The following is a 24,264-nucleotide window of genomic DNA, read 5'->3' on the forward strand; positions in this document are numbered from 1 at the left end:
ACTCTATCAGACTCTTCCGTGTCCGATTCCCGGCCGAAACGGGCTCCTGCTCTTCCGCCGTCCGGTTCCCCGCTTTCGCGTTTCCCTTTCCGGCGCGGTCACTACGTTAGCCGATTTCCTCGGTGACTCATAATCGAGCCGAAAGGCGAATTTCGGCATGCCGAAATTACACCCGCCAGGGGTGAATCGTAGGTAGTGGTTGGCCCTCTCACGATGCTTCGACCCGGCCCGATGGACCGCGCCAAGAACAACTGCATCCGTTCGAGCGGCTCGGACTACATTAGGCAAACGGCAGGGGCGAGTCAAGTTGCGCGGCGGCGCGGCACATGGGCCCGGTACGGACTGACCATGGGGTCACCGTCGATCCAGAAGCGCCAGGGCTGGTGGGAGCCGTCACCGCCCACGCCCGTGCGGGGGCCACCCCTCACCTGTCGGGGGAGGGCGGGGGGCCTCGCAGAACGGAAAGAGGACGCTGCGGGCCCTCCACCACGCCGGCACCGTTCAGTGCGCGGTCGACGTCGAGGGCTGTGGCGAGGCGCGCCGGCCGTTTGGCCAGTTCCCTGTCGTTCCGGGCCGAGACGCGACGTGGGCGGGCCAGCTCCACCCGGTGCCGATCTCCCCTGCCCGGAGCAGGACACCGCTCGCCTCGCCCTCAGGACCGCACACCGGGTTGAGGCCGTGCCGCATGTTGACGAAGAGTGGACGCGTAAGGCGCGCTTTCCCTACCTGCCCTGGATCGCTCCCTGCCAACGGGAAGCCGGCCAGGAAGACCTGCGGACCGGTGACTGCATCCAGCGCGACGCGTGCGAGCTTGCCCGCGTCGTAGGAGGCCTTCACCCCGCCCGGGAAGTCTTCCTGCTCGTACGGACCGCCGACGCGTACCAGAGACTCGGAGACCAGCAGTGCGTCGGCGACCTCGGCTGGAGACATCCCGAACTTCAGCGGGCCACGCCTTCTCCGGATCGCAGCTCCCAGCGCTCCCGCTCCACATCTGCGCTCATCCACCCACCCCTACGTCTGACCGGCCCAGATCTGTGTCTGTTGCTTTGGTTCGCATGCACCAGGCAGGGACGAGAGCCCGACTCAGCTGCTCAGATGCCGACTGGAGTACTCAGTCGCACCCGCCCGCCCGTCCGGTCCGGGTCGGCGCACGTCGGCAGTCACTCGACCGGCCAGGAACGCGTCACGCGCCGCGCCCGCGAACGATCACGCATCTTCTGGCTCACCTGCGTCGGCTCACCGGCGGGCCGTGAGCAAGGCGCACAGCGACTCAGGCTCCGGCGGACGGTTTGGCCCTCGGGCTCAGTCGGTACGCCGAGACCGTTGGATCACCGGCGAGGTAGAACCGGTGCTGCCAGTCGTGGGCCTTGCTCACGCCTACCCGAGGACCGGTCTGGATGAGCGCGGCAGGTACCGGCTCGCCCTCGGACAACACGACCGAGGTGCCTGTCAGGAGGTCTGCGCCGTTGTGCTCCGCCGTGATGCCGAGTGCCTGACAGAAGTTCCCCGGACCTCGGGCAAGCCGTGGGTTCTCGACCCTCTCCCCTCGTCGCCTGCGTGCCAGGTCTTCCCCCTCGATGACTCTGCCTGCCCGGATGAGGACAGCCGAGGCGGCACCGTCCGTCCCGGTGACGACGTTGGCGCACCAGTGGAGGCCGTGGGACCGGTAGACGTACAGGTGTCCTGCGGGTCCGAACATGACGGCGTTACGGGGCGTCTGGCCTCGGTAGGCATGGGAGGCCGGGTCAGCCGAACCGGAGTACGCCTCGGTCTCCGTGATGGCGATACTCACGGTCCCCTCGGGAGTCTTGCAGGTGAGGACGCTCCCGAGCAGCTTGGGGGCGACCTCTTCGGCAGGATGGGCGAGGAGGTCAACGTTCATGCTGACCGCCTTGACATGCCGTACGCGAAGTAAACGTACGAGTGGCCCGGCGGCCCGAACATCACACGGTTACGGGGCGTCCGGCCTCGGAAGGCGTGGGAGCCGGGGGCGATGTCACCCGCGTACGCCTCCACCTCCGTCAGGCGCAGCTCCAGGGGCCCCTCGTCGGTGGTCCGGACGAGGATGCGGCCCAGGAGATCGGGTACCGCCTCCACGACGGGCCTGTCGGAGAAGTCCCGCGTCAGCAGCGTACGGTCCATGCCTTCGTTCATGGCGTCCGAGGGTACTGGGCTCGGCGGGGCGGGAACCGGCTACGGTCGTGGCGCGTATGTAGGGGTCAGGACCAAGGAGGAAAATCATGGGCTTCAAGCGGCTGCTCGCGAGCATGGGTGCCGGCGGTGCTTCGGTCGAGACCGAGCTGACCGAACTCAATGTCGTCCCCGGCGGGGTCGTCCAGGGTGAGGTGCGGATCCAGGGCGGATCCGTGGACCAGCAGATCGAAGGGCTCTCGGTCGGTCTGCAGGCCCTGGTCGAGGTCGAAGGCGGGGACCAGGAGACCAAGCAGAACATCGAGTTCACCAAGCAGAGCCTCGGCGGCGCCTTCGCGGTACAGGCCGGCGCGGTGCACGTCGTCCCGTTCGGGCTGGAGATCCCCTGGGAGACCCCGATCACCATGTTCGCCGGGCAGCAGCTGCGCGGCATGAACATCGGGCTGACCACGGAGCTGGAGATCGCCCGCGCGGTGGACTCGGGTGACCTGGACCCGATCAACGTGCACCCGCTGCCCGCGCAGCAGGCCATCCTGGACGCCTTCGGACAGCTGGGCTTCGGCTTCCGCAGCGCCGACATGGAGCGCGGCCACATCCGCGGCACCCGTCAGCGTCTGCCGTTCTACCAGGAGATCGAGTTCTTCCCGCCGCAGCAGTACCGGGGGCTGAACCAGGTGGAGCTGACGTTCATCGCGGACGACCGCGAGATGGACGTCGTCCTGGAGATGGACAAGAAGCCGGGGCTCTTCAGTGAGGGCAGTGACTCCTACCGTGCGTTCAAGGTGGGCCTCAACGACTTCCAGGGAACGGACTGGGCGGCATACCTCAATCAGTGGCTCGCCCAGGTCGGCGGTCGGCGCAACTGGTCCTGACACCGCCTAGGGTCGGTGGGAAGAGATCCCACAGCCGATCAGGAGAGGTGCTGACGTGACCGAGCCGAAGAGGGCGCCGCTGCCGCACGACTTCCACCCGGAGGTCCCCTCGTTCACCGTGGTGAGTGAAGACCTCACGCCGGGCGCCGTGCTGGCGGACGCCCAGGTGCTCGATGCGGGGAACACCTCGCCGCACCTGCGGTGGGAGGGCTTCCCCGCGGGGACGAAGAGCTTCGCCGTGACGTGCTTCGACCCGGACGCCCCCACAGGCAGCGGGTTCTGGCACTGGGTGCTCTTCGACATCCCCGCATCCGTGACGGAACTCCCGGCCGGCGCGGGGAGCGGGGTGTTCGAGGGGCTGCCCGAGGGCGCCGTGCAGGCCCGGAACGACTACGGAGCGAAGGAGTTCGGGGGTGCCGCGCCGCCTGCCGGTGAGAACCACCGGTACGTCTTCACCGTGTACGCGGTGGACACCGAGAAGCTCGGCCCCGACAGTGATGCCTCGCCCGCCGTGGTCGGATTCAATCTGCGGTTCCACACGCTGGGCCGCGCCCAGCTGATCGGGGAATACACCGCCCCGGAAAGCTGAAGGTTCGCCTCCTGTTTGCCCTGCCCTGGTCTTGGAGAGATCAGGGCAGGGCACTTTTATTGCGTTGTCCATCACGGCTCGCCCGGACAGAGTTGATCCCGGGTCCGCCGGCGGGCGGGCGGCACACGGGAGGTGGACAGGATGCGGGACACACTTGTACTCAACGCGAGCTTCGAGCCACTGTCGACGGTGACGCTCAACCGTGCGGTGGTCCTGATCCTGCAGGACAAGGCCGTCGTCGAGCAGGCGCACCCCGGGCTCCGCATGCGAGGTGCCGCCGTGGACATTCCGGTCCCCCGGGTGATCAGGCTCTGCCGGTACGTTCGGGTGCCGTTCCGAAGACACGCGCCGTGGTCCAGACGGGGTGTACTCATACGGGACCAGCACCGGTGCGCGTACTGCGGGCGGCGGGCGAGCACCGTGGACCATGTCGTGCCACGGGCCCAGGGAGGCCAGGACACCTGGCTGAACACCGTGGCCTCGTGCGCGGAGGACAACCACCGCAAGGCGGCCCGGACGCCGGAGCAGGCGGGCATGCCACTGCTGCGGCAGCCGTTCGTGCCTTCGCCGGCGGACGCGATGCTGCTCGCGCTGGGTGCCGGTGACCGGTCGGCGCTTCCGGAGTGGCTGGCACGCTCCGCGGCGTGATCGTCTTCCCGCCCGCGTGTACGCGTGCGGAGCCCGTTCCCACCTGCCGGAGGGGCGGGCTCGGTCCGTCAGCGCAGCAGCAGTTGGGCGATGGCCGCGGTGCCGACGACGACGATCAGGGCCCGCAGGAAGCGGGGGCTGAGCCGGCGGCCGACCCTGGCGCCGATCTGGCCGCCGATGGCGGACCCCACGGCGATCAGGGCGACGGCCGTCCAGTCGAAATCCGCGACGAAGAGGAAGAAGAGCGCGGCGACGGTGTTGACGACGGCGGAGAGGACGTTCTTGACGGCGTTGAGGCGCTGCATCGTGTCGTCGAGCAGCATCCCCATGAGGGAGAGGTAGATGATGCCCTGGGCCGCCGTGAAGTAGCCGCCGTAGACGCTGGCGAGCATCAGGCCCGTGAACAGGAGGGGCCCGCCGTCGGGCCGGGAGGCGGTGCCGGTGCGGTCGCGGCGGCGCTGTACCGCCCTGCTGATGCGGGGCTGCAGGATGACCAGGACCAGCGCGAGGGCCACCAGGACGGGGACGATCGTTTCGAACGCCGTGGAGGGCAGCGCGAGCAGGAGGGTGGCCCCGGTGAGTCCGCCGGCCAGTGCGCCGACGCTCAGTTTCAGTATGCGGCGCCGCTGCCCGGTCAGCTCCTGGCGGTAGCCGATGGCGCCGCTGATGGAGCCCGGGATCAGGCCGAGTGCGTTGGACACGGTGGCGGTCACCGGTGGCAGCCCGGTGGCGAGCAGGACGGGGAAGGTGATCAGTGTCCCCGATCCGACGATGGTGTTGATCGTGCCGGCCCCGACGCCGGCCGCGAAGACCGCGAGAATCTCCCAGATGGACAAGGCCATCCCCTTCGATGGTCAGTGGTGCCTCCCCGCCATGAAGGTCGAGGGGCCTCACTGATCATGCCCGAAGGTGTTTCCCGGTCAGTCGACGGGGGGCTGCTCCCGCCGTTCGGCGCCGGTGTTGAAGCCGGGGGCACCGCTGCCGAGGTTGCCGAAGGCGCCACTGAGGCCCTTGAGCGCGTCACCGATCTCGCTGGGCACGATCCAGAGCTTGTTGGCGTCACCCTCGGCGATCTTGGGAAGCATCTGGAGGTACTGGTACGACAGGAGCTTCTGGTCCGGGTCCCCGGCGTGGATGGACTCGAAGACCGTACGGATGGCCTGGGCTTCACCTTCGGCGCGCAGCGCGGACGCCTTGGCCTCACCTTCGGCGCGCAGGATCGCGGACTGCTTCTCACCCTCGGCGGTGAGGATCGCGGACTGCCTGATGCCCTCGGCGGTGAGGATCGCGGCGCGCTTGTCGCGGTCGGCGCGCATCTGCTTCTCCATCGAGTCCTGGATGGAGGTGGGCGGTTCGATGGCCTTGAGCTCGACACGGTTGACGCGAATGCCCCACTTTCCGGTGGCTTCGTCGAGGACTCCGCGCAGCGCTGCGTTGATCTCCTCGCGGGAGGTCAGGGTCCGCTCGAGGTCCATGCCGCCGATGATGTTGCGCAGTGTGGTGACGGTGAGCTGCTCGATCGCCTGGATGTAGCTGGCGACTTCGTAGGTGGCGGCCCGGGCGTCGGTCACCTGGTAGTAGATGACGGTGTCGATGTTGACGACGAGGTTGTCCTGGGTGATCACCGGCTGGGGCGGGAAGGGGACGACCTGTTCGCGGAGGTCGATCCGGTTGCGGATCGAGTCGATGAACGGGACGACGATGTTCAGCCCGGCGTTGAGTGTGCGGGTGTAGCGGCCGAAGCGCTCCACGATGGCGGCACTGGCCTGCGGAATGACCTGGATCGTCTTGATCAGGGCGATGAAGACGAGCACCACCAGAATGATCAGGACGATGATGATCGGTTGCATCGTGTGCCTCGTGCCCTTCGGTTGCCGACGGATCGCGGTGATCGAGGTCGAACGGTCATGACGGTCGCATCTTTATATGAAAGTCGCGGTCTCATGATGATCGACTTCGAGTTTGGCAGACTGTGGCCTGCCGTGTGACCGGTTCGCTCACATGACGACGGCTGTTGCACCGTCGATGTCCACGACGTCCACCTGCCGGCCGGGGTCGAAGACCTGGTCGCCGTCGAGCGAGCGGGCGGACCACACCTCGCCGGCGAGCTTGATGCGGCCGCCGCTGCCGTCCACCCGTTCCAGGACGACGGCCTGACGGCCTTTCAGTGCGTCGATGCCGGTGGCCTCCCCGGGCCGGCCCGCACGATGTCTGGCGGCGATCGGCCGGACGACGGCGATCAGAGCCACCGAGACCACGACGAACACCAGCACTTGGGCGACGACGCCGCCGCCGAGGGCCGCGACGACGGCCGCGGCCACCGCTCCGGCGGCGAACATTCCGAATTCGGGCATCGCGGTCAGGACGAGGGGGATGCCCAGTCCCACCGCGCCGATCAGCCACCACACCCACGCGTCGATGTCCACATGGTCATCGTAGGACCGTGGACGCCTTCCCCGACAGGGCGCAGAGGAGGTTGGCTGTGGGGCGCCTACTGGCCGAGAGGAAGTCCGCGAGCGGTGTAGCGGTCGCCGTGGTGCTCGACGACGAGCGGCAGGCCGAAACAGAGGGAGAGGTTCCGGGAGCTGAGCTCGGTCTCCATGGGGCCGGTGGCGAGCACCTTGCCCTGGCGGATCATCAGGACGTGGGTGAAACCGGGCGGGATCTCCTCGACATGGTGGGTGACCATGACCATGGAGGGGGCGTACGGGTCCCGGGCCAGCCTGCCGAGGCGACGGACCAGGTCCTCGCGCCCTCCGAGGTCGAGTCCGGCGGCCGGCTCGTCGAGGAGAAGCAGTTCGGGGTCGGTCATCATGGCGCGGGCGATGAGGGTGCGCTTGCGCTCGCCCTCGGAGAGCGTGCCGAACTTGCGGTCGAGGTACCCGGTCATGCCGAGGCGGTCGAGGAAGGCGCGGGCGCGCTCCTCGTCGACGGCTTCGTAGTTCTCGTGCCAGGTGGCGGTCATGCCGTAAGCGGCGGTGAGCACCGTCTGCAGCACGGTCTGGCGCTTGGGGAGCTTTTCGGCCATGGCCGCACCGGCCATGCCGATGCGGGGGCGGAGCTCGAAGACGTCGGTGCCGACCCCGCCGAGCCGCTCACCGAGGACCTCGGCCGTGCCGGTGCTCGGGAAGAGGTAGCTGGAGGCGACGTTGAGGAGGGTGGTCTTGCCCGCACCGTTCGGCCCGAGGATGACCCAGCGCTCCCCCTCCTTGACCGACCAGGAGACGTCGTCCACCAGAGCGCGTCCGTCGCGGACCACGGATACGTCCACCAGCTCCAGTACATCGCTCATGGCGCGTTGTCTCCCCATACAGTGTCGAGATCGTCGCGTGCCTGTGGGCACAGCTCCCAGGGAAAACCTACGCCACCCGGGGAGTGCTCAGGTCCTGGGGCCGTTCCCTAGGCTGTTCCCATGCTTTCGGAACCACGCTCAGGGCGGCTCGCCGCATGGGGAAACGCGTTCTTGGCCGGACTCGTGTCACCGGACGACGCGGTGCCGGCGATCGTCGGTGAGGACGCGGTGCACCGTGTCGAGGGGGTGCCCGGTGAACCGGGGTCCGTCGGGCTCACTCTGGCACTCGGCCGGCTGAGAGGACTCGGCGTGACCGGTTTCCGGGTCGCCCTGCCGGTGCCCGGGCATCCGCTGGGGCTCAGCGGGCCGCCGGCCTTCAATGCCCGGGCACTGGAGGCGGAGGAGGCGGTGGTCGCGTCCGGGGCGCCCTACGGGCTCGTACCGGAGGTGAGCGAGGCGGGGCCCGCCGGGGATCTGCATGTCGGGGTGGTCTGGCGCTGCCTGCCGGTCAGGGAGGCACCGCCTGCGGATGTGCCGTCGCTCGGTGAGGCGGAACGGGAACTCGCCGAGGCGTTGCGGGACGCCACGGCGGTGCTGTCCCGGCTCGATGTCGCCGGGTCCGGTCCGGTCGCGGAGGCCGCTGTGGACGCCTACCGGGCACGGGCGGAGCGGGGGCGGGAGCTGCTGGCCCCGGGCTATCCGCCGCGGGCGGTCCGGGTGCTGGAGCTGGCTCAGCGCGTCGGACTGCTGGTGTCGGTGGCCCGTGCGAACGGGCACGGCGGCGCGGTGAGCGCCTCCGAGATCGCGGCCCGGGGCGAGGCGCTGCGGCCGGTGGAGCGGGTGGCCAGGCGGGCGCAGGTAGCGGCGTACAACGCGTACGTGGAGGAACGGGGGCGGTAACCGCGCACGCGGGAGGGCCCGCACGAGCCCTCCCGGCGGGGCGGGGCGCCGTCGGCCGTCAGCCGTCGGGGCCAGGGCTGTCCGAGGGCCGCGGGCGGGCCCGCCACGTCGGCCGTGGCGCCGGCGACGCGCACCCGGGGGCGCCCGGCAGGAGCTCTTCCTCAGCCCGCGGCTCCGTTGCGGACCGCCCACAGCGCGGCCTGCGTCCTGTCCGAGAGGTCCAGCTTCATGAGGATGTTCGAGACGTGGGTCTTCACCGTCTTCTCCGAGAGGACCAGTGCCCGGGCGATCTCCCGGTTGGAGCGGCCGTCGGCGATCAGCCCGAGCACCTCCCGCTCCCGCTCGGTCAGGGTGCTCCCCCGCCCCGTGCCGTTGCCGTCCGCGTCGTCCTGGGCCAGCAGCGCGCCTGCGACCTCCGGCTGGAGCAGGACGTGGCCCGCGTGCACCGAGCGGATGGCGCCGGCCAGAGCGTCCGGGTCCACGTCCTTGTACACGTAACCCGACGCGCCCGCCCGCAGGGCGGGCACGACCGTGCGCTGCTCGGTGAAGCTGGTGACGATCAGCACCTTGGCGGGGTTGTCCAGCTCGCTGAGCCTGCGCAGCGCCTCGATACCGTCCGTGCCGGGCATCTTGATGTCCATCAGGACCACGTCGGGGCGCAGCTCCTCCGTCCTGGCGACGCCCTCGGCCCCGTTCGACGCCTCCCCGACGATCTCTATGTCCTCCTGGATCTCGAGGAACGTACGCAGCCCCCGCCGGACCACTTGGTGGTCGTCGACCAGCAGCACTTTGATGATCTTCTCAGGCACAGGGGACCTCCATCTGGACCGTGGCGCCCTTGCCGGGCTCCGAGGTGACGGTGAGCCGGCCTCCGACGCTGCCGGCCCTGTGCCGCATCGAGACGAGGCCGAGGTGCCGTCCGGCGCGCCGGACGGCGCGCGTGTCGAAGCCACAGCCGTCGTCGGTGACCCGCAGCACCGTGGCGGAGGTGTGCCGGACGAGGGTGACAGCGACCTTCCCCGCGCCCGAGTGGCGCAGGGCGTTGTGCAGTGCTTCCTGGGCGACCCGCAGCATCGCCTCCTCCTGGGCGGAGGGGAGGGCGCGCACTCCGGCGCTCTCGAAGGTGACCCGGGCGCTGTGGGCGCGGTCCAGGACCTGGATCTGGGTACGGAGCGTGGCGGCCAGACCGTCCTCGTCCAAGGCGGCCGGACGCAGCTCGACGACGGCCGCGCGCAGCTCGTCGACGGCTTCGCCCGCCAGGGCGGCCACCTGCTGGAGCTCGTCCTTGGCGCGCCCCGGGTCGCGGTCGACGAGGGCTGCGGCGGCCTGGGCGGTGAGCCGGAGCGAGAAGAGCTTCTGGCTGACGGCGTCGTGCAGCTCGTGGGCGAGCCGTGAGCGTTCCTCGGCGATCGTGAGTTCACGGCTGCGTTCGTAGAGCCGGGCGTTGGTGAGGGCGATCGCCGCGTGCTGGGCGAGGATCCCGAGAAGCTCCTCGTCCTCCTCCGTGAAGTCGCAGCCGCCCGTCGGCCTGGGGCAGCGCTTGTTGGCGAGGAAGAGGATGCCGATGGTCTCGTCCCCGTCCTGGATGGGCAGGCCGAGGAAGTCGGACATGTCGGGGTGGGCTTCGGGCCACCCCTCGAAGCGGGGATCCTCTCGGACGTCGGCGAGCCGCTGGGGCTTCGCCTCGTGGAGCATCGCCGCGAGGATGCCGTGCTGGCGGGGCAGCGGCCCGATGGCCTTCCACTGTTCGTCGCTGACCCCGTCGACGACGAACTGGGCGAAGCCGCCGTGGTCGTCCGGGACGCCGAGGGCGGCGTACTCCGCGTCGAGCAGTTCCCGGGCCGAGGCGACGATCGTCTTGAGGACGTCCCGCATTTCGAGGTGCCGGCTCATGGCGAGCAGCGCGGCGCTGACCGCGGCGAGGCCCGACGGTGGGCGATGGCTCATGCGCTCACCGTACCGGCGGGAAGGCCCCCGCCGTACCGGGCTGCGGGCCCGGACGGAACGGGGCCCCGGCCCTAGGTCCACGGGCCCCCTTGCGCCGCGGCGGCCCGTGGGTGAGGCGGCGGGCCGCGGCCGTCCCACAGTGCCGCAGATTGCCCGATACACCCCTTACGCTCCGCATTACTGAAGCAACTTCTCGTGAGCGGCAGAAGGCTCCCGTGTGAGCCGAGGCATAGGACTCACGTCACTTACGAAGAGGGATAGTTAGCGTAAAACGGTCAAGTTGCCCAGGTTCAAACCGGACAAGAAGGCAGGAAAGAGACCCCCATCCACTAACCAGCTTCGTACGTCACACCTTTGCCAGGCCATTTTGCTGGCGCTAAGAATTGCATCTGTCCCCGACGGAGATGCCCCCGGCTCTTCCGTCCGCGTCCTCGCCGAGGACCCCTGCTATTCGAAGAGGTACGACTGCATGTCCGTGTCCCGCATCTCCAGCCGTAACCGTCGTCTGAACAAGGCGCAGAAGCTCTCCGTCGCGGGGGTCTCCACCCTGGCCGCCGCCTCTCTCGCCTTCTCCCTCGTCCCGGACGACGCCTCGGCCACGACCGAGCCGCAGGCCGCCTCGGCCGCCGCGCCGGTGGCCTACACCGGCTCGCAGGCCAAGAACATCCAGGCCGGCGCGATCGAGCAGAACTCGACGGCCGAGCAGCTGGTGAAGGCCGCCGACGCGGCCAAGGCCAAGGACGCCGCCGAGAAGAAGAAGGCCGCAGCCGCGGCCGAGGCGAAGGCCAAGGCCGTCGCCGAGGCCAAGAGCAAGGCCGCCGCGAAGGCCAAGGCAGACGCGAAGAAGCGTGCCGCCAAGAAGGCCAGCCGTGCGGCCGACCGCAAGCCGGTCTACGCCGACAACCTGGACGGCTGGATCCGTGAGGCCCTCGCCATCATGGACAAGAAGAACATCCCCGGCACCTACGAGGGTCTGCACCGCAACATCATCCGCGAGTCCAGCGGTAACCCCCGGGCCATCAACAACTGGGACATCAACGCGATCAACGGCGTCCCGTCGAAGGGCCTGCTGCAGGTCATCAAGCCGACCTTCGACTTCTACCACGTCAAGGGCACCAAGCACGACCAGTACGACCCGGTCGCCAACATCACCGCGGCCGCCAACTACGCCGCGGACAAGTACGGCTCGATCGACAACGTCGACAGCGCGTACTGAGTCACGCACCGAGCAGCACCTGGCAGAACCGACCCGCCGGTCCGCAGCGTCGCGTGACCGGCCGGTACATGCCGAAGGGCGGCACCCCGCGGGGTGCCGCCCTCGGGCGTTTCCGGGCCCGGTGCGGCCCGGCGCGTCTACTTGCGCATCACCTCGGGTTCGTGGCGGCGCAGCATCCGTGAGACCGCGAAGAAGAGGACGGCGCTCATGACGAGCATCACCGTGATGTTGATCCCCCACTGGCCGGCCGAGTGCTCCCAGAGCGGGTCCAGGTCGGCCGGGGCCTTGGGGTCCCACGGCGGCATGAGGTGGGCGAGGTCGAGCGTGGTCCCGGCCGCGGCCACCGCCCAGCGCGACGGCATCAGCCAGGCGAACTGCTCCAGGCCCGGCGATCCGTAGACCTGGAAGAGCACGCCGGTGAAGACGACCTGGACGATGGCGAACATGACGAGCAGCGGCATGGTCTTCTCGGCGGTCTTCACCAGCGCGGAGATCATCAGGCCGAACATCATCGAGGCGAAGCCGAGCACGATGATCGACAGGCAGATCTCCACCGCGGGGGGCATGAACAGGCCCTCCTCCGGCAGCTCGCGGGTGGAGAAGCCGATCCCGCAGATGATCACGCCCTGGAAGGCGGTGATCACGCCGAGGACGATCACCTTGGACAGCAGGTAGGCGGAACGGGAGAGGCCGGTGGCCCGTTCCCGTTCGTAGATCACCCGCTCCTTGATGAGTTCCCGCACGGAATTGGCGGCGGCGGCGAAGCACATGCCGACCGCGAGGATCAGCATGATCGTTCCGGCCTTGCCGTTGAACCGCGAGGGCGGGTCGGGCTCCGCGAGGCCGAACTCCGCCGGGATGACCACGCTGACGACACCGAGCACGGCGGGCAGGAGCACCATCAGGAGGAGGAAGCCCTTGTCGGACGCGATCACCGAGACGTACCGGCGCATCAGGGTCCACAGCTGGGCCGCCCAGCCCGACGGCTTCGGCGGGCGCATCCGCTGCGGCGGGGGCATGTGCACGGACTGCACGGCGACGGCGTCGATGTCGGCGGCGTACATCTGGTAGTGCTGCGAGCCGCGCCAGCGTCCCGACCAGTCGTAGTCGCGGTAGTTCTCGAAGGCGGAGAAGACGTCCGCCCAGCTGGTGTAGCCGAAGAAGTTCAGTGCCTCCCCGGGAGGGCCGAAGTAGGCGACGGAACCGCCGGGCGCCATCACCAGGAGCTTGTCGCAGATGGCCAGCTCGGCCACGGAGTGCGTGACCACCAGGACCGTACGGCCGTCGTCCGCGAGGCCGCGCAGCAGCTGCATGACGTCACGGTCCATGCCCGGGTCGAGGCCCGAGGTCGGCTCGTCCAGGAAGATCAGCGACGGCTTGGTCAGCAGCTCCAGGGCGACCGACACGCGCTTGCGCTGGCCGCCGGAGAGCGAGGTGACCTTCTTGTCCTTGTGGATGTCGAGCTTGAGCTCGGCGAGGACCTCGTGGATCCGGGCGGTGCGTTCGGCCTCCGTGGTGTCCGCGGGGAAGCGGAGCTTGGCCGCGTACTTGAGGGCCTTGGTGACCGTGAGTTCCTTGTGCAGGATGTCGTCCTGCGGGACCAGGCCGATGCGCTGCCTCAGCTCGGCGAACTGCTTGTACAGGTTCCTGTTGTCGTAGAGGACGTCGCCCTGGTTGGCGGGCCGGTAACCGGTGAGCGCCTTGAGCAGGGTGGACTTGCCGGAGCCGGAGGGTCCGATGACGGCGATCAGCGACTTCTCCGGAACGCCGAACGAGACGTCCTTGAGGATGTCCTTGCCGCCGTCGACCGTCACCGTGAGGTGGCGGGCGGAGAAGGAGACCTCACCGGTGTCGACGAACTCTTCCAGCCTGTCCCCGACCAGCCTGAAGGTCGAGTGGCCGACACCGACGATGTCGTTCGGGCCGATGAGCGCCGTGCCGGACTTGCTGAGCGGCTGGCCGTTGACGTACGTGCCGTTGTGCGACCCGAGGTCACGGATCTCGAAGCGCCCGTCGGGCGTGGCCCGGAACTCGGCGTGCAGGCGGGAGACCTGCAGGTCGGAGACGACCAGCTCGTTCTCCAGCGCACGGCCGATGCGCATGACGCGGCCGAGGTCCAGCTGGTGGAAGGTGGTGGGGCTGCGGTCGCCGTAGACCGGCGGCACCCCCGCCGCGCCCCCGTGGCCGCCTGCTCCGGGGTGGCCCTGCTGGTGCGGGACCGGAGGCTGCTGCGCCTGCGGTGCCTGCTGCCAGGCCGCCTGCGGCTGCGACTGCACGGGGGCTTGCTGTGCCTGCTGCACGTGCGGGGCGGGCGCCTCCTGCACATGAGGTGAGGGCGCCTGTCGCGCTCCCGCCGCGTGCCCGCCCTGGACTCCGGCTCCCGCCGGAGCGGCGAGGCTCAGCCGCGGTCCGTCCGTGGCGTTGCCCAGGTGGACCGAGGTGCCCGGGGCGATCTCCGTCTGCTGGATGCGCCGGCCCTGCACATAGGTGCCGTTCGTGCTGCCGTGGTCCTCGATGGACCAGCTGCGGCCGTTCCAGCTGATCGTGGCATGCCGCCAGGACACCCTGGCGTCGTCGACCGTCAGGTCACCCTGCGGATCACGTCCGAGGGCGTACGACCTGGACGGATCGAGCGCCCAGGTCCTTCCGTTCAATTCAAGTACGAGTTCCGGCACTCCGCGCCCCACTAGTCGTCCCCCGAATCGCCCCCGTCGCAGGGAGCCTAGGGATGCTGAACATCGTGGGGAACTATTCCAGGAGCGGTCCCGGAACGGAAAGCCGGGCGGCGTGAAGACGGTGCGGAGGCCCGGCGCCCCCTCCGCCGACTCGGGAGAAATGGGTCCGGAGCACCTCATCCGAGGCGCCTGATGCCCGGTCCCGCGGCCCCGCCCGGGCCCGCCGCCGGCTGTCCGCCACTCGGGACGGCTTCTGGGCTCGCCCCGTGGCCCTATACGGTGGGACCACCATGAGCGCATCTCAGCCACCTCGGTCACCCCGGTCTCCTGAGCCCTCCGAAGCCCCTCGGGGCACAGACGCCCCCACCCTTCTCGTCAAGATCTTCGGGAAGGACCGGCCGGGCATCACCGCCGGACTTTTCGACACCCTGGCCGCCTACGCCGTCGACGTCGTGGACATCGAACAGGTCGTCACCCGTGGCCGCATCGTCCTGTGCGCCCTGGTGACCTCACCGGTCCCGGACGGTACGACCGAGGGTGACCTCCGGGCGACCGTGCACAGCTGGGCGGAGTCGCTGAAGCTGCAGGCCGAGATCATCTCGGGCACCGGTGACAACCGCCCCCGCGGCGACGGCCGTTCCCATGTGACCGTGCTGGGGCACCCGCTGACCGCGGAGTCCACGGCGGCCATAGCGGCCAGGATCACCTCCACCGGCGGCAACATCGACCGGATCTTCCGTCTGGCGAAGTACCCCGTCACCGCCGTCGAGTTCGCGGTGTCCGGCACCGGCACCGAGGTACTGCGGACCGCGCTGGCGACGGAGGCCGCCGGCATCGGCGTCGACATCGCCGTCGTGTCGGCAGGGCTGAGCCGCCGGGCACAGCGGCTGGTCGTCATGGACGTGGACTCCACGCTCATCCAGGACGAGGTCATCGAACTCTTCGCGGCCCATGCCGGCTGCGAGGCCGAGGTCGCCGCCGTGACGGAGCAGGCGATGCGCGGCGAACTCGACTTCGAGCAGTCCCTGCACGCCCGTGTGGAACTGCTGGCCGGGCTCGACGTGTCGGTGGTGGAGAAGGTGCGGGAGCAGGTGCGGCTGACCCCCGGGGCCCGTACCCTCATCCGGACGCTCAAGCGGCTCGGCTACCAAGTGGGTGTGGTCTCGGGGGGCTTCACCCAGGTCACGGATGACCTCAAGGAGCGCCTCGGGCTCGACTTCGCCTCCGCCAACACGCTGGAGGTCGTCGACGGCAAGCTCACCGGCCGGGTCGTGGGCGACATCGTGGACCGGGCCGGCAAGGCCCGGCTGCTGCGCAGCTTCGCGGCGCAGGCGGGGGTGCCGCTGGCCCAGACGGTGGCGATCGGTGACGGTGCGAACGATCTCGACATGCTGAACACGGCCGGCCTCGGTGTCGCCTTCAACGCCAAGCCGGTCGTCCGGGAGGCCGCCCACACGGCGGTGAACGTCCCGTTCCTGGACACCGTGCTGTACCTCCTCGGGATCACCCGCGAGGAGGTCGAGGCCGCCGACGGCCTCGTGGACTGACCGCGCGGGGGTTCCGTACGCAGGGAGGGGCGCCGCGCACACGGGGTGTGCGCGGCGCCCCTTCGCGCGTCGTGTTTCAGTCGTTCGGCGTCCAGTATTCGACGAGCTTGCCCACTCCGTGCTCCAGGGTCTTCCAGGGGCCCGAGAACTCGACGACGGCGTAGGCGGCGGTCGGGAAGCCGTCCTTGGTCATACGGGCGAGCGCGTCGCCCTCGGCACTGCCGGAGAGCGCGTCCGCTGCGCCGTGCATGCCGGGATTGTGGCCGACGACCAGCAGATTCCGCACATCGTCGGGGGTCTCGTCGAACAGGGCGATCAGTTCGCCGAGGGAGGCCTCGTACAGCCTCTCCTCGTACACGGTCCTGGGGCGCTCCGTGAATTCGTGGACCGCGAGCTTCCAGGTCTCGCGGGTCCTGGTGGCGGTCGAGCACAGAGCCAGGTCGAAGGTGATGCCTGAATCGGCCAGCTTGCGGCCGGCGACGGGGGCGTCCTTCCTGCCCCGTTCCGCCAGTGGCCGCTCATGGTCGGACTGCTGCGACCATTCCGCCTTTGCATGCCTGAGAAGGACGATCCTGCGAGGTGTATCGGCGCTCATACACTTCAGCTTCGCACGAATTGCGCCTCCGGGCGCAGGGTGTTGACGCGTCGGCCCGCCGGGGGTGCACGGTGGGCGCCGGGGCGCGTCAGGCGGGCACCAGCCCCAGGATGTGCCCGAGGAGCCGCCCGATCGCGGGGTCGCCTGCCGCCGCGTGCGCCTGGCCGGGTTCCACGATCAGCAGGAGGAGCGCGGCGAAGGCGAGGGCGGGCAGCACGACGGCCCACCACGGCAGCCTGACCTCGGCGGTGTCCGTGGCCGGGCGGTGGGTCCGGATGGGTGTACGGGCCGGCATGTCCGCCTCCATGGGTCCTGGGCTGTGTCATGCCGAACCTACGGGCCGGCCGGCGGCGGTCCCATCCGGTGACCCACCCACTCGACCCTGAACCTGGCCCCCTAGGGGACAGGGGGGCCTGCCCCACCCCGGGAGGTCAGGGGGAGGCGATCGTGGCGATCACGCCGATGACTACGGAGATGAGAAGCATCGTGCCGAACACGAGGAGAAGCTTCTTCTGGCCGTTCTGGGGATTCGGATCGAGCACTGGCATGCGCACAGTCTCGCATCTCAGCACTCGTCCTCGATCGTCCGGTCCCGCCCCGCGAGCACCCCTGCCGCCATCTGCGGCACCAGGAGCCCCGCCATCAGGGCGATCGGCAGCCCCCAGCCCCCGCTGTGCTGGTAGAGCACGCCGACGAGCAGCGGTCCGGGGGCCGCGATCAGGTAGCCGGTGGACTGCGCGAAGGCGGAGAGCCTGACCACGCCGGCGCCGGTGCGGGCGCGCATCCCGATCATGGTGAGGGCGAGCGGGAAGGCGCAGTTCGCGATGCCGAGCAGGAGGGCCCAGAGCCAGGCACCGCCGGCGGGGGCCAGATAGAGCCCGGCGTAGCCGACGAGACCGCAGCCTCCGAGGACCAGGGCGATCACCCCCTGGTTCTTCAGGCGGGCGGCGACGCGCGGGATGACGAAGGCGAGCGGTACGCCCATGGCCATGGTCACGGCGAGCAGGACTCCCGCGGTGCCGGCCGAGACCCCGGCGTCGCGGAAGATCTGCGGCATCCACTGCATGGTGATGTAGGCGGCCGTGGCCTGGAGGCCGAAGAAGCAGGCGAGCGCCCAGGAGGTGCGGCTGCGGGTGATCCTCAGCGCGGGAGCCTGCCGCGTGGTCCGCCCGGCGGCGGCCTGCCCCGTACCGGGGTCACGCCTGCGTACGAGCGGGATCCAGGGCAGGACGGCGACGGCGGCGAGGCCTGCCCAGACCACCAGCCCCGCCCTCCAGCTGCCGCCCAGCGCGTTCGTCAGGGGCACGGTGAGGGCTGCCGCGAGGGCGGTTCCGAGAGCCAGGGCCATCGAGTAGAGGCCGGTGACGGTACCGACCCGGTCGGGGAACCAGCGCTTGACGATGACCGGCATCAGGACGTTGCTGACCGCGATGCCCATCAGGGCGAGGGCACTGGCGGCGAGGAATCCGGCCGTACCGCCCACGAAGGGACGCAGCAGCAGGCCTGCGGCGATGGCCGCCATGCCCGCGCAGACGACGGCGCTCGGACCGAACCGGCGGGCCAGCCGCGGCGCCGCGAAGCCGAACAGCGCGAAGCAGAGCGGCGGCACGGAGGTGAGGACCCCGGCGACGCTGCCGCTCATGCGCAGTCCGTCCCGGACCTCCTCGAGGAGGGGGCCGAGGCTGGTGATGGCGGGCCGGAGGTTCAGTGCGGCGAGGACCAGACCGATGGTGACGATCCGCAGCACCCAGGGGGAAGGCCCGGGTGCGGAGCCTCCCGGCGCCGGGGCACCGGGGGCGGCCGGAGGTCTCATGGTCGGGGTCTCGTCGTGACGCATGAGCCCCATCATAGAATCATGGGATGATTGACTGTCCACTCCGGTTCTCTCCCTGAGACAATCGGGAGGACGACCCCACGGGCCCGCACCTCCCGGACCGCCCCCTCCGGAACACGAGCAAGGAGCACCATGGCGCTGACGTCCACGCGGCGTTCGGCTCTCGCCGACCAGGTGATTGCCCAGCTGAGGAACCAGATCACCTCGGGCGAGTGGCCCGTGGGCTCACGGATCCCCACCGAGCCCGAACTGGTCGAGCAGCTCGGGGTCGCCCGCAACACGGTGCGCGAGGCGGTTCGTGCCCTGGCACACAACGGGCTGCTGGACATCCGCCAGGGCTCCGGCACGTATGTGGTGGCGACCAGCGAGCTGGCAGGGGTGATGCACCGCCGCTTCGCGGACGCCGACCCCCGGCACGTCGCCGAGCTGCGCTCCACCCTGGAGTCCTCGGCCGCCCGGCTGGCCGCCCTGCGGCGTACGGACCGGGATCTGCGGCAGCTCGCCACACTGATGGCGCGGCGCGAGGAGACCTGGGCGTCGGGTGACGCCGAGGCCTTCGTCGCCGCCGACGCGACCCTGCACCTCGCCGTGGTCGCCGCCTCCCACAACGACGTCCTGACCGAGCTCTACGCCGACCTGAACGACCTGCTCCGCGACTACCTGCGTGACGACGTGGGCACGGAGCTGGGCCCGGAGGAGCTCATGGACCACACGCGGCTGGTGGAGGCGATCAGGGCGGGCGACGCCGAGACGGCGGCGGCGGAGGCCGCCGCCCATGCGCTGAACTGCCTGCGGGAGAGGGTCTGAGGGCCGGCCGCTCAGAAGGTCACCGCGTGGCTGACCCAGGCCGAGCCGACCTCTTTCCAGCAGCGGTCCTCGAGCCTGACCGTCCGGCCCGGCTGCACCGCGACCGCAGCGCCGTCGGCGTCGACGTCCCACCACCGGGCGCACTCGGTGTGGAGCCGGACGAGATCGGTCGTGGGGTACGGGTTGTGACAGTAGGCGACCACCTGGGATCCCGCGACCGTCGTACGGCATTCGGCGCCCGAGGGCCCGGGTTCCGGGGCGGGGGGCGCTGCCGCTCCGCTCCCCGCCCGGCCGGCCGCACTCACGGCCACCGGGGCCAGGAGCCCCGCGACGACGGCCGCCGCGGCGAGCAGGGCCCAGGTTCGGCGACGTGTGGAGCGCACAGCGACCTCCTCCCCGCAGCCTGACCGAAAGTCCGGTTCACCACATTCTGCGGTGGGACAGCCGTCTTTTCGACTCGAGCGCCGGGAGAGCCGCCGGACACGCGCGACGGCCGCGTACCCCGGCGAGGAGTACGCGGCCGTCGGTGAGGCGCGAGCTGTCAGGCACCCATCATGTGCACGCCGCCGTCGACGTGGATGATCTCGCCGGTCGTCTTCGGGAAGAAGTCCGAGAGGAGGGCGACGACACCGCGGCCGGCCGGTTCCGGGTCGGCCATGTCCCAGGCCAGCGGCGACCGGGTGTTCCAGACCTCCGCGAGATCGCCGAAGCCCGGGATGGACTTGGCGGCCATCGAGCCGATGGGGCCCGCCGAGATCAGGTTGCAGCGGATGCTGTCGCCGCCGAGGTCACGGGCGAGGTAGCGGGAGGTGGCCTCCAGCGCGGCCTTGGCCGGGCCCATCCAGTCGTACTGGGGCCAGGCGAACTGGGCGTCGAAGGTGAGGCCGACGATCGAACCGCCGTCCGCCATCAGCGGCTTGCAGGCCATGGCGAGCGACTTCAGCGAGAACGCCGAGACGTGCATCGCGGTGGCGACCGACTCGAAGGGCGTGTTCAGGAAGTTCCCGCCGAGCGCGTCCTGCGGCGCGAAGCCGATGGAGTGCACGACGCCGTCCAGCGAGCCGAGCTCGTCCTTGACCAGGCCCGCGAGCCGGTCCAGGTGCTCGTCGTTGGTCACGTCGAGCTCGATGACCTTGGCGGGCTTCGGGAGCTTCTTGGCGATGCGCTCGGTCAGCGTCGGCCGGGGGAAGGCCGTGAGGATGACCTCGGCCCCCTGCTCCTGGGCCACCTTCGCGGTGTGGAAGGCGATGGACGACTCCATCAGCACCCCCGTGATGAGGATGCGCTTGCCGTCGAGAATTCCGCTCATGGTGATCAGTGACCCATGCCCAATCCGCCGTCAACGGGAATGACGGCTCCAGTGATGTACGACGCGTCGTCGGACGCGAGGAAGCGCACCGCGGCGGCGATCTCGGCGGGCTGCGCGTAGCGGCCGAGCGGGACCTGCGACACGATGTCCTTACGCTGCTCGTCGGTGAGCACCTGGGTCATGTCGGTGTCGACGAACCCGGGTGCGACGACGTTGAACGTGATGTTGCGCGAGCCGAGCTCGCGGGCCAGCGACCGGGCGAAGCCGACCAGGCCCGCCTTGGACGCCGCGTAGTTGGCCTGTCCCGCCGAGCCGAGGAGACCGACGACGGAGGAGATCAGGACGACACGGCCCTTCCTCGCTCGCAGCATCGCGCGGTTGGCCCGCTTGACGACGCGGAAGGTGCCGGTGAGGTTGGTGTCGAGCACGGACGTGAAGTCGTCCTCGGACATCCGCATCAGCAACTGGTCCTTGGTGATACCGGCGTTGGCGACCAGCACCTCCACGGGGCCGTGCTTCTCCTCGATCTCCTTGTAGGCCTGCTCCACCTGCTCGGTGTCGGTGATGTCGCACCGGACCGCGAGAACGCCCGCCTCGGTGAGCGCCTGCGGCGGCTCCCCCGAGCGGTAGGTGATGGCGACCTTGTCGCCGTGGTCGGCGAAGGCGCGGGCGATGGCGAGGCCGATGCCCCGGTTTCCTCCGGTGACGAGAACCGAGCGGCTCATCGGATCACCCTTTCCTTGGCGTTCTGGTACATCGAAAACCTATCGGTACCATCCCGCATCCAGGGAATCGGCCTCTGACAGCGCCGCCGGGCCGCGACTGTCGGATCTCTACAGAAAGGCCCGGCCGGGACACGGCAACGTAAAACCGGAGCACGGGAACCCCACGACCCCTCATGATTCACTGCGGAGACGTTTTCAGAGGTGGAGAAGGGGAGGCCCGCGTGGCCCACGAGGTAGATCAGTCGTTCCTGGCCCTGCCGCTGCGCGCTCTCGCCGACGCGGCGCTCGCCCGCGCCCGCGCGCTCGGCGCCGTGCACGCGGACTTCCGGTTCGAGCGGGTGCGCGACGCTTCCTGGCGGCTGCGGGACGCCCGGCCGTCCGGGACGTCGGACACCACCGACACCGGGTACGCGGTCCGGGTCGCGCACGGCGGGGCCTGGGGGTTCGCGTCCGGGGTGGACCTGACGATGGACGCGGCGGCGAAGGTGGCCTCGCAGGCCGTCGCCATGGCCAAGCTGTCCGCGAAGGTGATCGCGGCGGCCGGTTCCGACGAGCGTGTGGAGCTGGCGGACGAGCCGGTGCACGGCGAGCGGACCTGGGTGTCGGCCTATGAGGTCGACCCCTTCGGCGTACCGGACGCGGAGAAAGCCGGGCTGCTCGCCGAATGGAGCGCGCGGCTGCTGGCGGCCGACGGCGTCGCGCATGTGGACGCCTCCCTGATGACGGTCCGCGAGAACAAGTTCTACGCGGACACCGCCGGCACGGTGACCACCCAGCAGCGGGTGCGGGTGCATCCGCAGCTGACCGCGGTGGCCGTGGACGGTACGACCGGTGAGTTCGACTCGATGCGGACGATCGCCCCTCCGGTGGGGCGGGGCTGGGAGTACCTCACGGGCACCGGCTGGGACTGGGACGCCGAACTGGAGCGCATCCCTGAGCTGCTGGCCGAGAAGATGCGGGCACCGAGCGTCGAGGCGGGGACGTACGACCTGGTCGTCGACCCGTCCAACCTCTGGCTGACCATCCACGAGTCGATCGGTCACGCCACCGAGCTGGACCGGGCGCTGGGCTACGAGGCCGCGTACGCGGGGACGTCGTTCGCGACGTTCGACCAGCTGGGCACGTTGACGTACGGCTCCCCCGTCATGAACGTGACCGGTGACCGCACCGCCGAACACGGTCTCGCGACCATCGGCTACGACGACGAGGGCGTCGAGGCGCAGTCCTGGGACCTGGTCAGGGACGGGACCCTGGTGGGCTACCAGACGGACCGGCGGATCGCGAAGCTGACGGGGCTGGGCCGGTCCAACGGGTGCGCGTACGCCGACTCCCCGGAGCACGTCCCCGTACAGCGCATGGCGAACGTCTCGCTGCGGCCGGACCCGGGCGGGCTCTCCACGGAGGACCTGATCGGCGGGGTGGAGCGCGGGATCTACGTGGTGGGCGACCGGTCCTGGTCGATCGACATGCAGCGCTACAACTTCCAGTTCACCGGGCAGCGGTTCTTCAGGATCGAGAACGGCCGGCTGGCGGGCCAGCTGCGGGACGTGGCGTACCAGGCGACGACGACGGACTTCTGGGGCTCGATGGAGAAGGTCGGCGGCCCGCAGACCTACGTCCTGGGCGGCGCGTTCAACTGCGGCAAGGCCCAGCCGGGTCAGGTCGCGGCCGTCTCGCACGGCTGCCCCTCAGCCCTCTTCCGAGGCGTGAACATCCTCAACACGACGCAGGAGGCCGGGCGATGAGCCGCGTCAGCAAGCCGTACGAGATCGTCGAGCGCGCCCTGGAGCTGTCCGCCGCCGACGGCTGTGTGGTCATCGCGGAGGAGAGCTCCTCCGCCAATCTGCGCTGGGCCGGCAACGCGCTCACCACGAACGGGGTGACGCGGGGGCGGACCCTGACCGTGATCTCGACCGTGGACGGCGCGGAGGGGACGGCGTCCGGGGTGGTGTCCCGCTCGGCCGTCACCGCCGACGACCTGGAGCCGCTCGTGCGGGCCGCCGAGGCCGCTGCGCGCGGTGCCGGACCCGCCGAGGACGCCCAGCCGCTGGTCTCCGGCCTCCCGGTGTCGGCCGGTTTCACGGAAGCGCCGGCCGAGACCGGCTCCGGTGTCTTCGACGGCTTCGCCCCGGCGCTCGGCGACGCCTTCGCGCGGGCCCGCTCGGGCGGGCGTGAGCTGTACGGCTTCGCCCACCACCAGCTGAGCTCGACGTACCTGGGTACGTCGGCGGGGCTGCGGCTGCGCCACGACCAGCCGAACGGGACGCTGGAGCTGAACGCGAAGTCCCCCGACCGGACCCGTTCCGCCTGGGCGGGCCGGGCCACCCGGGACTTCGAGGACGTCGACCCGGTGGCCCTGGACGCGGAGCTGGCGCAGCGCCTCGGCTGGGCGGAGCGCAGGATCGAGCTGCCGGCCGGGCGCTACGAGACGCTGCTGCCGCCGACCGCGGTCGCCGACCTGCTGATCTACCAGTACTGGTCGGCGGGCGCCCGGGACGCGGCGGAGGGCCGGACGGTCTTCTCCCGGCCCGGCGGCGGTACGAGGGTCGGCGAGAGGCTCTCCGAGCTGCCGCTGACCCTGCGCAGCGATCCGTACGCCCCGGGGCTGGAGTCCGCCCCCTTCGTGATCGCGCACGCGTCGGGGGACGGTTCTTCGGTCTTCGACAACGGGCTGCCGCTGGCCCCGACAGACTGGATCAAGGGCGGCAGGCTGGAGCGGCTGACCACGACCCGTCACTCCGCCGGGCTGACGGACCTGCCGGTGGCCCCCTCGATGGACAACCTGGTCCTGGACGGCGGCGGCGAGCGGTCCCTGGAGGAGATGGTGGCCGCGACGACCGGCCGGGCCCTGCTGCTGACCTGCCTCTGGTACATCCGGGAGGTGGACCCGGCCACCCTGCTGCTGACCGGTCTGACCCGGGACGGGGTCTATCTGGTGGAGGACGGCGAGGTCCTCGGTGAGGTGAACAACTTCCGGTTCAACGAGTCGCCGGTCGGGCTGCTGGCCCGGGCGTCGGAGGCGGGCCGTACGGAGAAGACGCTGCCGCGCGAGTGGGGTGACTACTTCACCCGGGCCGCGATGCCCGCGCTGCGCATTCCCGACTTCCACATGAGTTCGGTCAGCCGGGGCGTATGACGCCCATAGACTGACCGGACA

General features: G+C 70.2%; 24 protein-coding genes and 2 pseudogenes. 9 read left to right on the plus strand and 17 right to left on the minus strand.

The annotated features are described in order from the left end of the window. Nucleotides 1-302: 302 nt before the first annotated feature. The 3 genes and pseudogenes from ACF1FZ_RS31815 to ACF1FZ_RS31825 all read right to left on the minus strand — a co-directional run. Nucleotides 303-687, minus strand: a pseudogene (locus tag ACF1FZ_RS31815) (DNA-3-methyladenine glycosylase); the annotation flags it as partial. Between the two features lie 583 nt (nucleotides 688-1,270). Next, entirely contained in the window at nucleotides 1,271-1,882 is a 612-nt protein-coding gene (locus ACF1FZ_RS31820) for a DNA-3-methyladenine glycosylase (RefSeq protein WP_391776851.1), read from the minus strand. A gap of 14 nt (nucleotides 1,883-1,896) precedes the next feature. Beyond that, nucleotides 1,897-2,154, minus strand: a pseudogene (locus tag ACF1FZ_RS31825) (DNA-3-methyladenine glycosylase); the annotation flags it as partial. An 86-nt stretch (nucleotides 2,155-2,240) separates the two neighbouring features. Between ACF1FZ_RS31825 and ACF1FZ_RS31830 the strand changes: the two are divergent. The 3 genes from ACF1FZ_RS31830 to ACF1FZ_RS31840 all read left to right on the plus strand — a co-directional run bounded on the left by ACF1FZ_RS31830 (nucleotide 2,241) and on the right by ACF1FZ_RS31840 (nucleotide 4,260). Further along, complete coding sequence (locus tag ACF1FZ_RS31830; RefSeq protein WP_391776852.1) at nucleotides 2,241-3,023, plus strand: sporulation protein; 783 nt, start codon at nucleotides 2,241-2,243, stop codon at nucleotides 3,021-3,023. A gap of 55 nt (nucleotides 3,024-3,078) precedes the next feature. Next, nucleotides 3,079-3,612 carry a YbhB/YbcL family Raf kinase inhibitor-like protein gene (locus ACF1FZ_RS31835; protein ID WP_391776853.1) on the plus strand — a complete coding sequence of 178 codons (534 nt, stop codon included), beginning with the start codon at nucleotides 3,079-3,081 and terminating at the stop codon, nucleotides 3,610-3,612. Nucleotides 3,613-3,753: 141 nt separating this feature from the next. Next, nucleotides 3,754-4,260 (plus strand): HNH endonuclease, encoded by a 507-nt coding sequence (locus ACF1FZ_RS31840; RefSeq protein ID WP_391776854.1) that lies wholly within the window; start codon nucleotides 3,754-3,756, stop codon nucleotides 4,258-4,260. 68 nt (nucleotides 4,261-4,328) lie between these two features. Here the strand turns inward: ACF1FZ_RS31840 and ACF1FZ_RS31845 are convergent, their stop codons facing one another. The 4 genes from ACF1FZ_RS31845 to ACF1FZ_RS31860 form a co-directional block, all read right to left on the minus strand. After that, the gene (locus ACF1FZ_RS31845; protein ID WP_391776855.1) at nucleotides 4,329-5,102 is read right to left on the minus strand and encodes a sulfite exporter TauE/SafE family protein; all 774 of its coding nucleotides are present in this window, start codon (nucleotides 5,100-5,102) and stop codon (nucleotides 4,329-4,331) included. Between the two features lie 78 nt (nucleotides 5,103-5,180). After that, nucleotides 5,181-6,110: an SPFH domain-containing protein gene (locus ACF1FZ_RS31850; protein WP_150490505.1), complete on the minus strand. Its 930-nt coding sequence runs from the start codon at nucleotides 6,108-6,110 to the stop codon at nucleotides 5,181-5,183. Nucleotides 6,111-6,257: 147 nt separating this feature from the next. Beyond that, nucleotides 6,258-6,686: an NfeD family protein gene (locus ACF1FZ_RS31855; RefSeq protein ID WP_391776856.1), complete on the minus strand. Its 429-nt coding sequence runs from the start codon at nucleotides 6,684-6,686 to the stop codon at nucleotides 6,258-6,260. Nucleotides 6,687-6,751: 65 nt separating this feature from the next. Further along, on the minus strand, nucleotides 6,752-7,552 hold the full coding sequence (locus ACF1FZ_RS31860; RefSeq protein ID WP_391776857.1) for an ABC transporter ATP-binding protein: 801 nt from the start codon (nucleotides 7,550-7,552) through the stop codon (nucleotides 6,752-6,754). A gap of 120 nt (nucleotides 7,553-7,672) precedes the next feature. On the opposite strand from ACF1FZ_RS31860, the gene ACF1FZ_RS31865 reads away from it, so the two are divergent. Beyond that, on the plus strand, nucleotides 7,673-8,452 hold the full coding sequence (locus ACF1FZ_RS31865) for a hypothetical protein (protein ID WP_391776858.1): 780 nt from the start codon (nucleotides 7,673-7,675) through the stop codon (nucleotides 8,450-8,452). Between the two features lie 161 nt (nucleotides 8,453-8,613). Here ACF1FZ_RS31865 and ACF1FZ_RS31870 read toward each other — a convergent pair whose 3' ends face one another. After that, the gene (locus tag ACF1FZ_RS31870) at nucleotides 8,614-9,261 is read right to left on the minus strand and encodes a response regulator (RefSeq protein WP_391776859.1); all 648 of its coding nucleotides are present in this window, start codon (nucleotides 9,259-9,261) and stop codon (nucleotides 8,614-8,616) included. Then, nucleotides 9,254-10,399, minus strand: coding sequence for a GAF domain-containing sensor histidine kinase (locus tag ACF1FZ_RS31875; RefSeq protein ID WP_391776860.1), 1,146 nt, complete (start codon nucleotides 10,397-10,399; stop codon nucleotides 9,254-9,256). Before ACF1FZ_RS31875 ends, ACF1FZ_RS31870 begins: the two co-directional genes overlap by 8 nt. 469 nt (nucleotides 10,400-10,868) lie before the next feature. On the opposite strand from ACF1FZ_RS31875, the gene ACF1FZ_RS31880 reads away from it, so the two are divergent. Next, complete coding sequence (locus ACF1FZ_RS31880; protein ID WP_391776861.1) at nucleotides 10,869-11,615, plus strand: transglycosylase SLT domain-containing protein; 747 nt, start codon at nucleotides 10,869-10,871, stop codon at nucleotides 11,613-11,615. A 137-nt stretch (nucleotides 11,616-11,752) separates the two neighbouring features. Here the strand turns inward: ACF1FZ_RS31880 and ACF1FZ_RS31885 are convergent, their stop codons facing one another. After that, nucleotides 11,753-14,302 carry an FHA domain-containing protein gene (locus ACF1FZ_RS31885; protein ID WP_391776862.1) on the minus strand — a complete coding sequence of 850 codons (2,550 nt, stop codon included), beginning with the start codon at nucleotides 14,300-14,302 and terminating at the stop codon, nucleotides 11,753-11,755. A gap of 278 nt (nucleotides 14,303-14,580) precedes the next feature. Between ACF1FZ_RS31885 and serB the strand changes: the two genes are divergently transcribed. Next, nucleotides 14,581-15,837: a phosphoserine phosphatase SerB gene (gene serB, locus ACF1FZ_RS31890; RefSeq protein ID WP_391776863.1), complete on the plus strand. Its 1,257-nt coding sequence runs from the start codon at nucleotides 14,581-14,583 to the stop codon at nucleotides 15,835-15,837. A gap of 76 nt (nucleotides 15,838-15,913) precedes the next feature. Here serB and ACF1FZ_RS31895 read toward each other — a convergent pair whose 3' ends face one another. The 4 genes from ACF1FZ_RS31895 to ACF1FZ_RS31910 all read right to left on the minus strand — a co-directional run bounded on the left by ACF1FZ_RS31895 (nucleotide 15,914) and on the right by ACF1FZ_RS31910 (nucleotide 18,245). After that, entirely contained in the window at nucleotides 15,914-16,432 is a 519-nt protein-coding gene (locus ACF1FZ_RS31895; protein WP_391776864.1) for a SixA phosphatase family protein, read from the minus strand. 88 nt (nucleotides 16,433-16,520) lie between these two features. Beyond that, a complete protein-coding gene (locus ACF1FZ_RS31900) occupies nucleotides 16,521-16,727 on the minus strand; it encodes a hypothetical protein (protein WP_391776865.1) in 207 nt (68 codons plus the stop codon). Between the two features lie 136 nt (nucleotides 16,728-16,863). Beyond that, nucleotides 16,864-16,980 (minus strand): SGM_5486 family transporter-associated protein, encoded by a 117-nt coding sequence (locus ACF1FZ_RS31905; protein WP_086010434.1) that lies wholly within the window; start codon nucleotides 16,978-16,980, stop codon nucleotides 16,864-16,866. 17 nt (nucleotides 16,981-16,997) lie between these two features. Then, the gene (locus tag ACF1FZ_RS31910; protein WP_391776908.1) at nucleotides 16,998-18,245 is read right to left on the minus strand and encodes a CynX/NimT family MFS transporter; all 1,248 of its coding nucleotides are present in this window, start codon (nucleotides 18,243-18,245) and stop codon (nucleotides 16,998-17,000) included. A 153-nt stretch (nucleotides 18,246-18,398) separates the two neighbouring features. On the opposite strand from ACF1FZ_RS31910, the gene ACF1FZ_RS31915 reads away from it, so the two are divergent. Beyond that, nucleotides 18,399-19,073 (plus strand): FadR/GntR family transcriptional regulator, encoded by a 675-nt coding sequence (locus tag ACF1FZ_RS31915; protein WP_391776866.1) that lies wholly within the window; start codon nucleotides 18,399-18,401, stop codon nucleotides 19,071-19,073. Between the two features lie 11 nt (nucleotides 19,074-19,084). Here the strand turns inward: ACF1FZ_RS31915 and ACF1FZ_RS31920 are convergent, their stop codons facing one another. From ACF1FZ_RS31920 to fabG, 3 genes are all read right to left on the minus strand, one after another. After that, complete coding sequence (locus tag ACF1FZ_RS31920) at nucleotides 19,085-19,456, minus strand: hypothetical protein (RefSeq protein WP_391776867.1); 372 nt, start codon at nucleotides 19,454-19,456, stop codon at nucleotides 19,085-19,087. Nucleotides 19,457-19,614: 158 nt separating this feature from the next. After that, entirely contained in the window at nucleotides 19,615-20,382 is a 768-nt protein-coding gene (gene fabI, locus ACF1FZ_RS31925) for an enoyl-ACP reductase FabI (protein WP_391776868.1), read from the minus strand. 5 nt (nucleotides 20,383-20,387) lie between these two features. Then, the gene (gene fabG / locus ACF1FZ_RS31930) at nucleotides 20,388-21,107 is read right to left on the minus strand and encodes a 3-oxoacyl-[acyl-carrier-protein] reductase (RefSeq protein ID WP_391776869.1); all 720 of its coding nucleotides are present in this window, start codon (nucleotides 21,105-21,107) and stop codon (nucleotides 20,388-20,390) included. 221 nt (nucleotides 21,108-21,328) lie between these two features. Between fabG and ACF1FZ_RS31935 the strand changes: the two genes are divergently transcribed. Both ACF1FZ_RS31935 and ACF1FZ_RS31940 read left to right on the plus strand, forming a co-directional pair. Then, on the plus strand, nucleotides 21,329-22,852 hold the full coding sequence (locus tag ACF1FZ_RS31935) for a TldD/PmbA family protein (RefSeq protein ID WP_391776870.1): 1,524 nt from the start codon (nucleotides 21,329-21,331) through the stop codon (nucleotides 22,850-22,852). Next, nucleotides 22,849-24,243, plus strand: a complete 1,395-nt coding sequence (locus ACF1FZ_RS31940) for a metallopeptidase TldD-related protein (RefSeq protein ID WP_391776871.1) — start codon at nucleotides 22,849-22,851, stop codon at nucleotides 24,241-24,243. Before ACF1FZ_RS31935 ends, ACF1FZ_RS31940 begins: the two co-directional genes overlap by 4 nt. Nucleotides 24,244-24,264: the final 21 nt, after the last annotated feature.

It is taken from the genome of Streptomyces sp. NPDC014623, assembly GCF_043088245.1.
Taxonomy (GTDB): Bacteria; Actinomycetota; Actinomycetes; order Streptomycetales; family Streptomycetaceae; genus Streptomyces.

Excerpts from the sequence above, each read along its gene's own strand:
- ACF1FZ_RS31910 (WP_391776908.1), bottom strand. The coding sequence starts at position 18,245 with ATGAGACCTCCGGCCGCCCCCGGTGCCCCGGCGCCGGGAGGCTCCGCA.
- ACF1FZ_RS31915 (WP_391776866.1), top strand. The coding sequence starts at position 18,399 with ATGGCGCTGACGTCCACGCGGCGTTCGGCTCTCGCCGACCAGGTGATT.
- ACF1FZ_RS31905 (WP_086010434.1), bottom strand. The coding sequence starts at position 16,980 with ATGCCAGTGCTCGATCCGAATCCCCAGAACGGCCAGAAGAAGCTTCTC.
- ACF1FZ_RS31845 (WP_391776855.1), bottom strand. The coding sequence starts at position 5,102 with ATGGCCTTGTCCATCTGGGAGATTCTCGCGGTCTTCGCGGCCGGCGTC.
- serB (WP_391776863.1), top strand. The coding sequence starts at position 14,581 with ATGAGCGCATCTCAGCCACCTCGGTCACCCCGGTCTCCTGAGCCCTCC.
- ACF1FZ_RS31820 (WP_391776851.1), bottom strand. The coding sequence starts at position 1,882 with ATGAACGTTGACCTCCTCGCCCATCCTGCCGAAGAGGTCGCCCCCAAG.
- ACF1FZ_RS31840 (WP_391776854.1), top strand. The coding sequence starts at position 3,754 with ATGCGGGACACACTTGTACTCAACGCGAGCTTCGAGCCACTGTCGACG.
- fabI (WP_391776868.1), bottom strand. The coding sequence starts at position 20,382 with ATGAGCGGAATTCTCGACGGCAAGCGCATCCTCATCACGGGGGTGCTG.
- ACF1FZ_RS31850 (WP_150490505.1), bottom strand. The coding sequence starts at position 6,110 with ATGCAACCGATCATCATCGTCCTGATCATTCTGGTGGTGCTCGTCTTC.
- ACF1FZ_RS31880 (WP_391776861.1), top strand. The coding sequence starts at position 10,869 with ATGTCCGTGTCCCGCATCTCCAGCCGTAACCGTCGTCTGAACAAGGCG.
- ACF1FZ_RS31900 (WP_391776865.1), bottom strand. The coding sequence starts at position 16,727 with ATGCCGGCCCGTACACCCATCCGGACCCACCGCCCGGCCACGGACACC.
- ACF1FZ_RS31895 (WP_391776864.1), bottom strand. The coding sequence starts at position 16,432 with ATGAGCGCCGATACACCTCGCAGGATCGTCCTTCTCAGGCATGCAAAG.
- ACF1FZ_RS31830 (WP_391776852.1), top strand. The coding sequence starts at position 2,241 with ATGGGCTTCAAGCGGCTGCTCGCGAGCATGGGTGCCGGCGGTGCTTCG.
- ACF1FZ_RS31940 (WP_391776871.1), top strand. The coding sequence starts at position 22,849 with ATGAGCCGCGTCAGCAAGCCGTACGAGATCGTCGAGCGCGCCCTGGAG.
- ACF1FZ_RS31865 (WP_391776858.1), top strand. The coding sequence starts at position 7,673 with ATGCTTTCGGAACCACGCTCAGGGCGGCTCGCCGCATGGGGAAACGCG.
- ACF1FZ_RS31875 (WP_391776860.1), bottom strand. The coding sequence starts at position 10,399 with ATGAGCCATCGCCCACCGTCGGGCCTCGCCGCGGTCAGCGCCGCGCTG.
- ACF1FZ_RS31860 (WP_391776857.1), bottom strand. The coding sequence starts at position 7,552 with ATGAGCGATGTACTGGAGCTGGTGGACGTATCCGTGGTCCGCGACGGA.
- fabG (WP_391776869.1), bottom strand. The coding sequence starts at position 21,107 with ATGAGCCGCTCGGTTCTCGTCACCGGAGGAAACCGGGGCATCGGCCTC.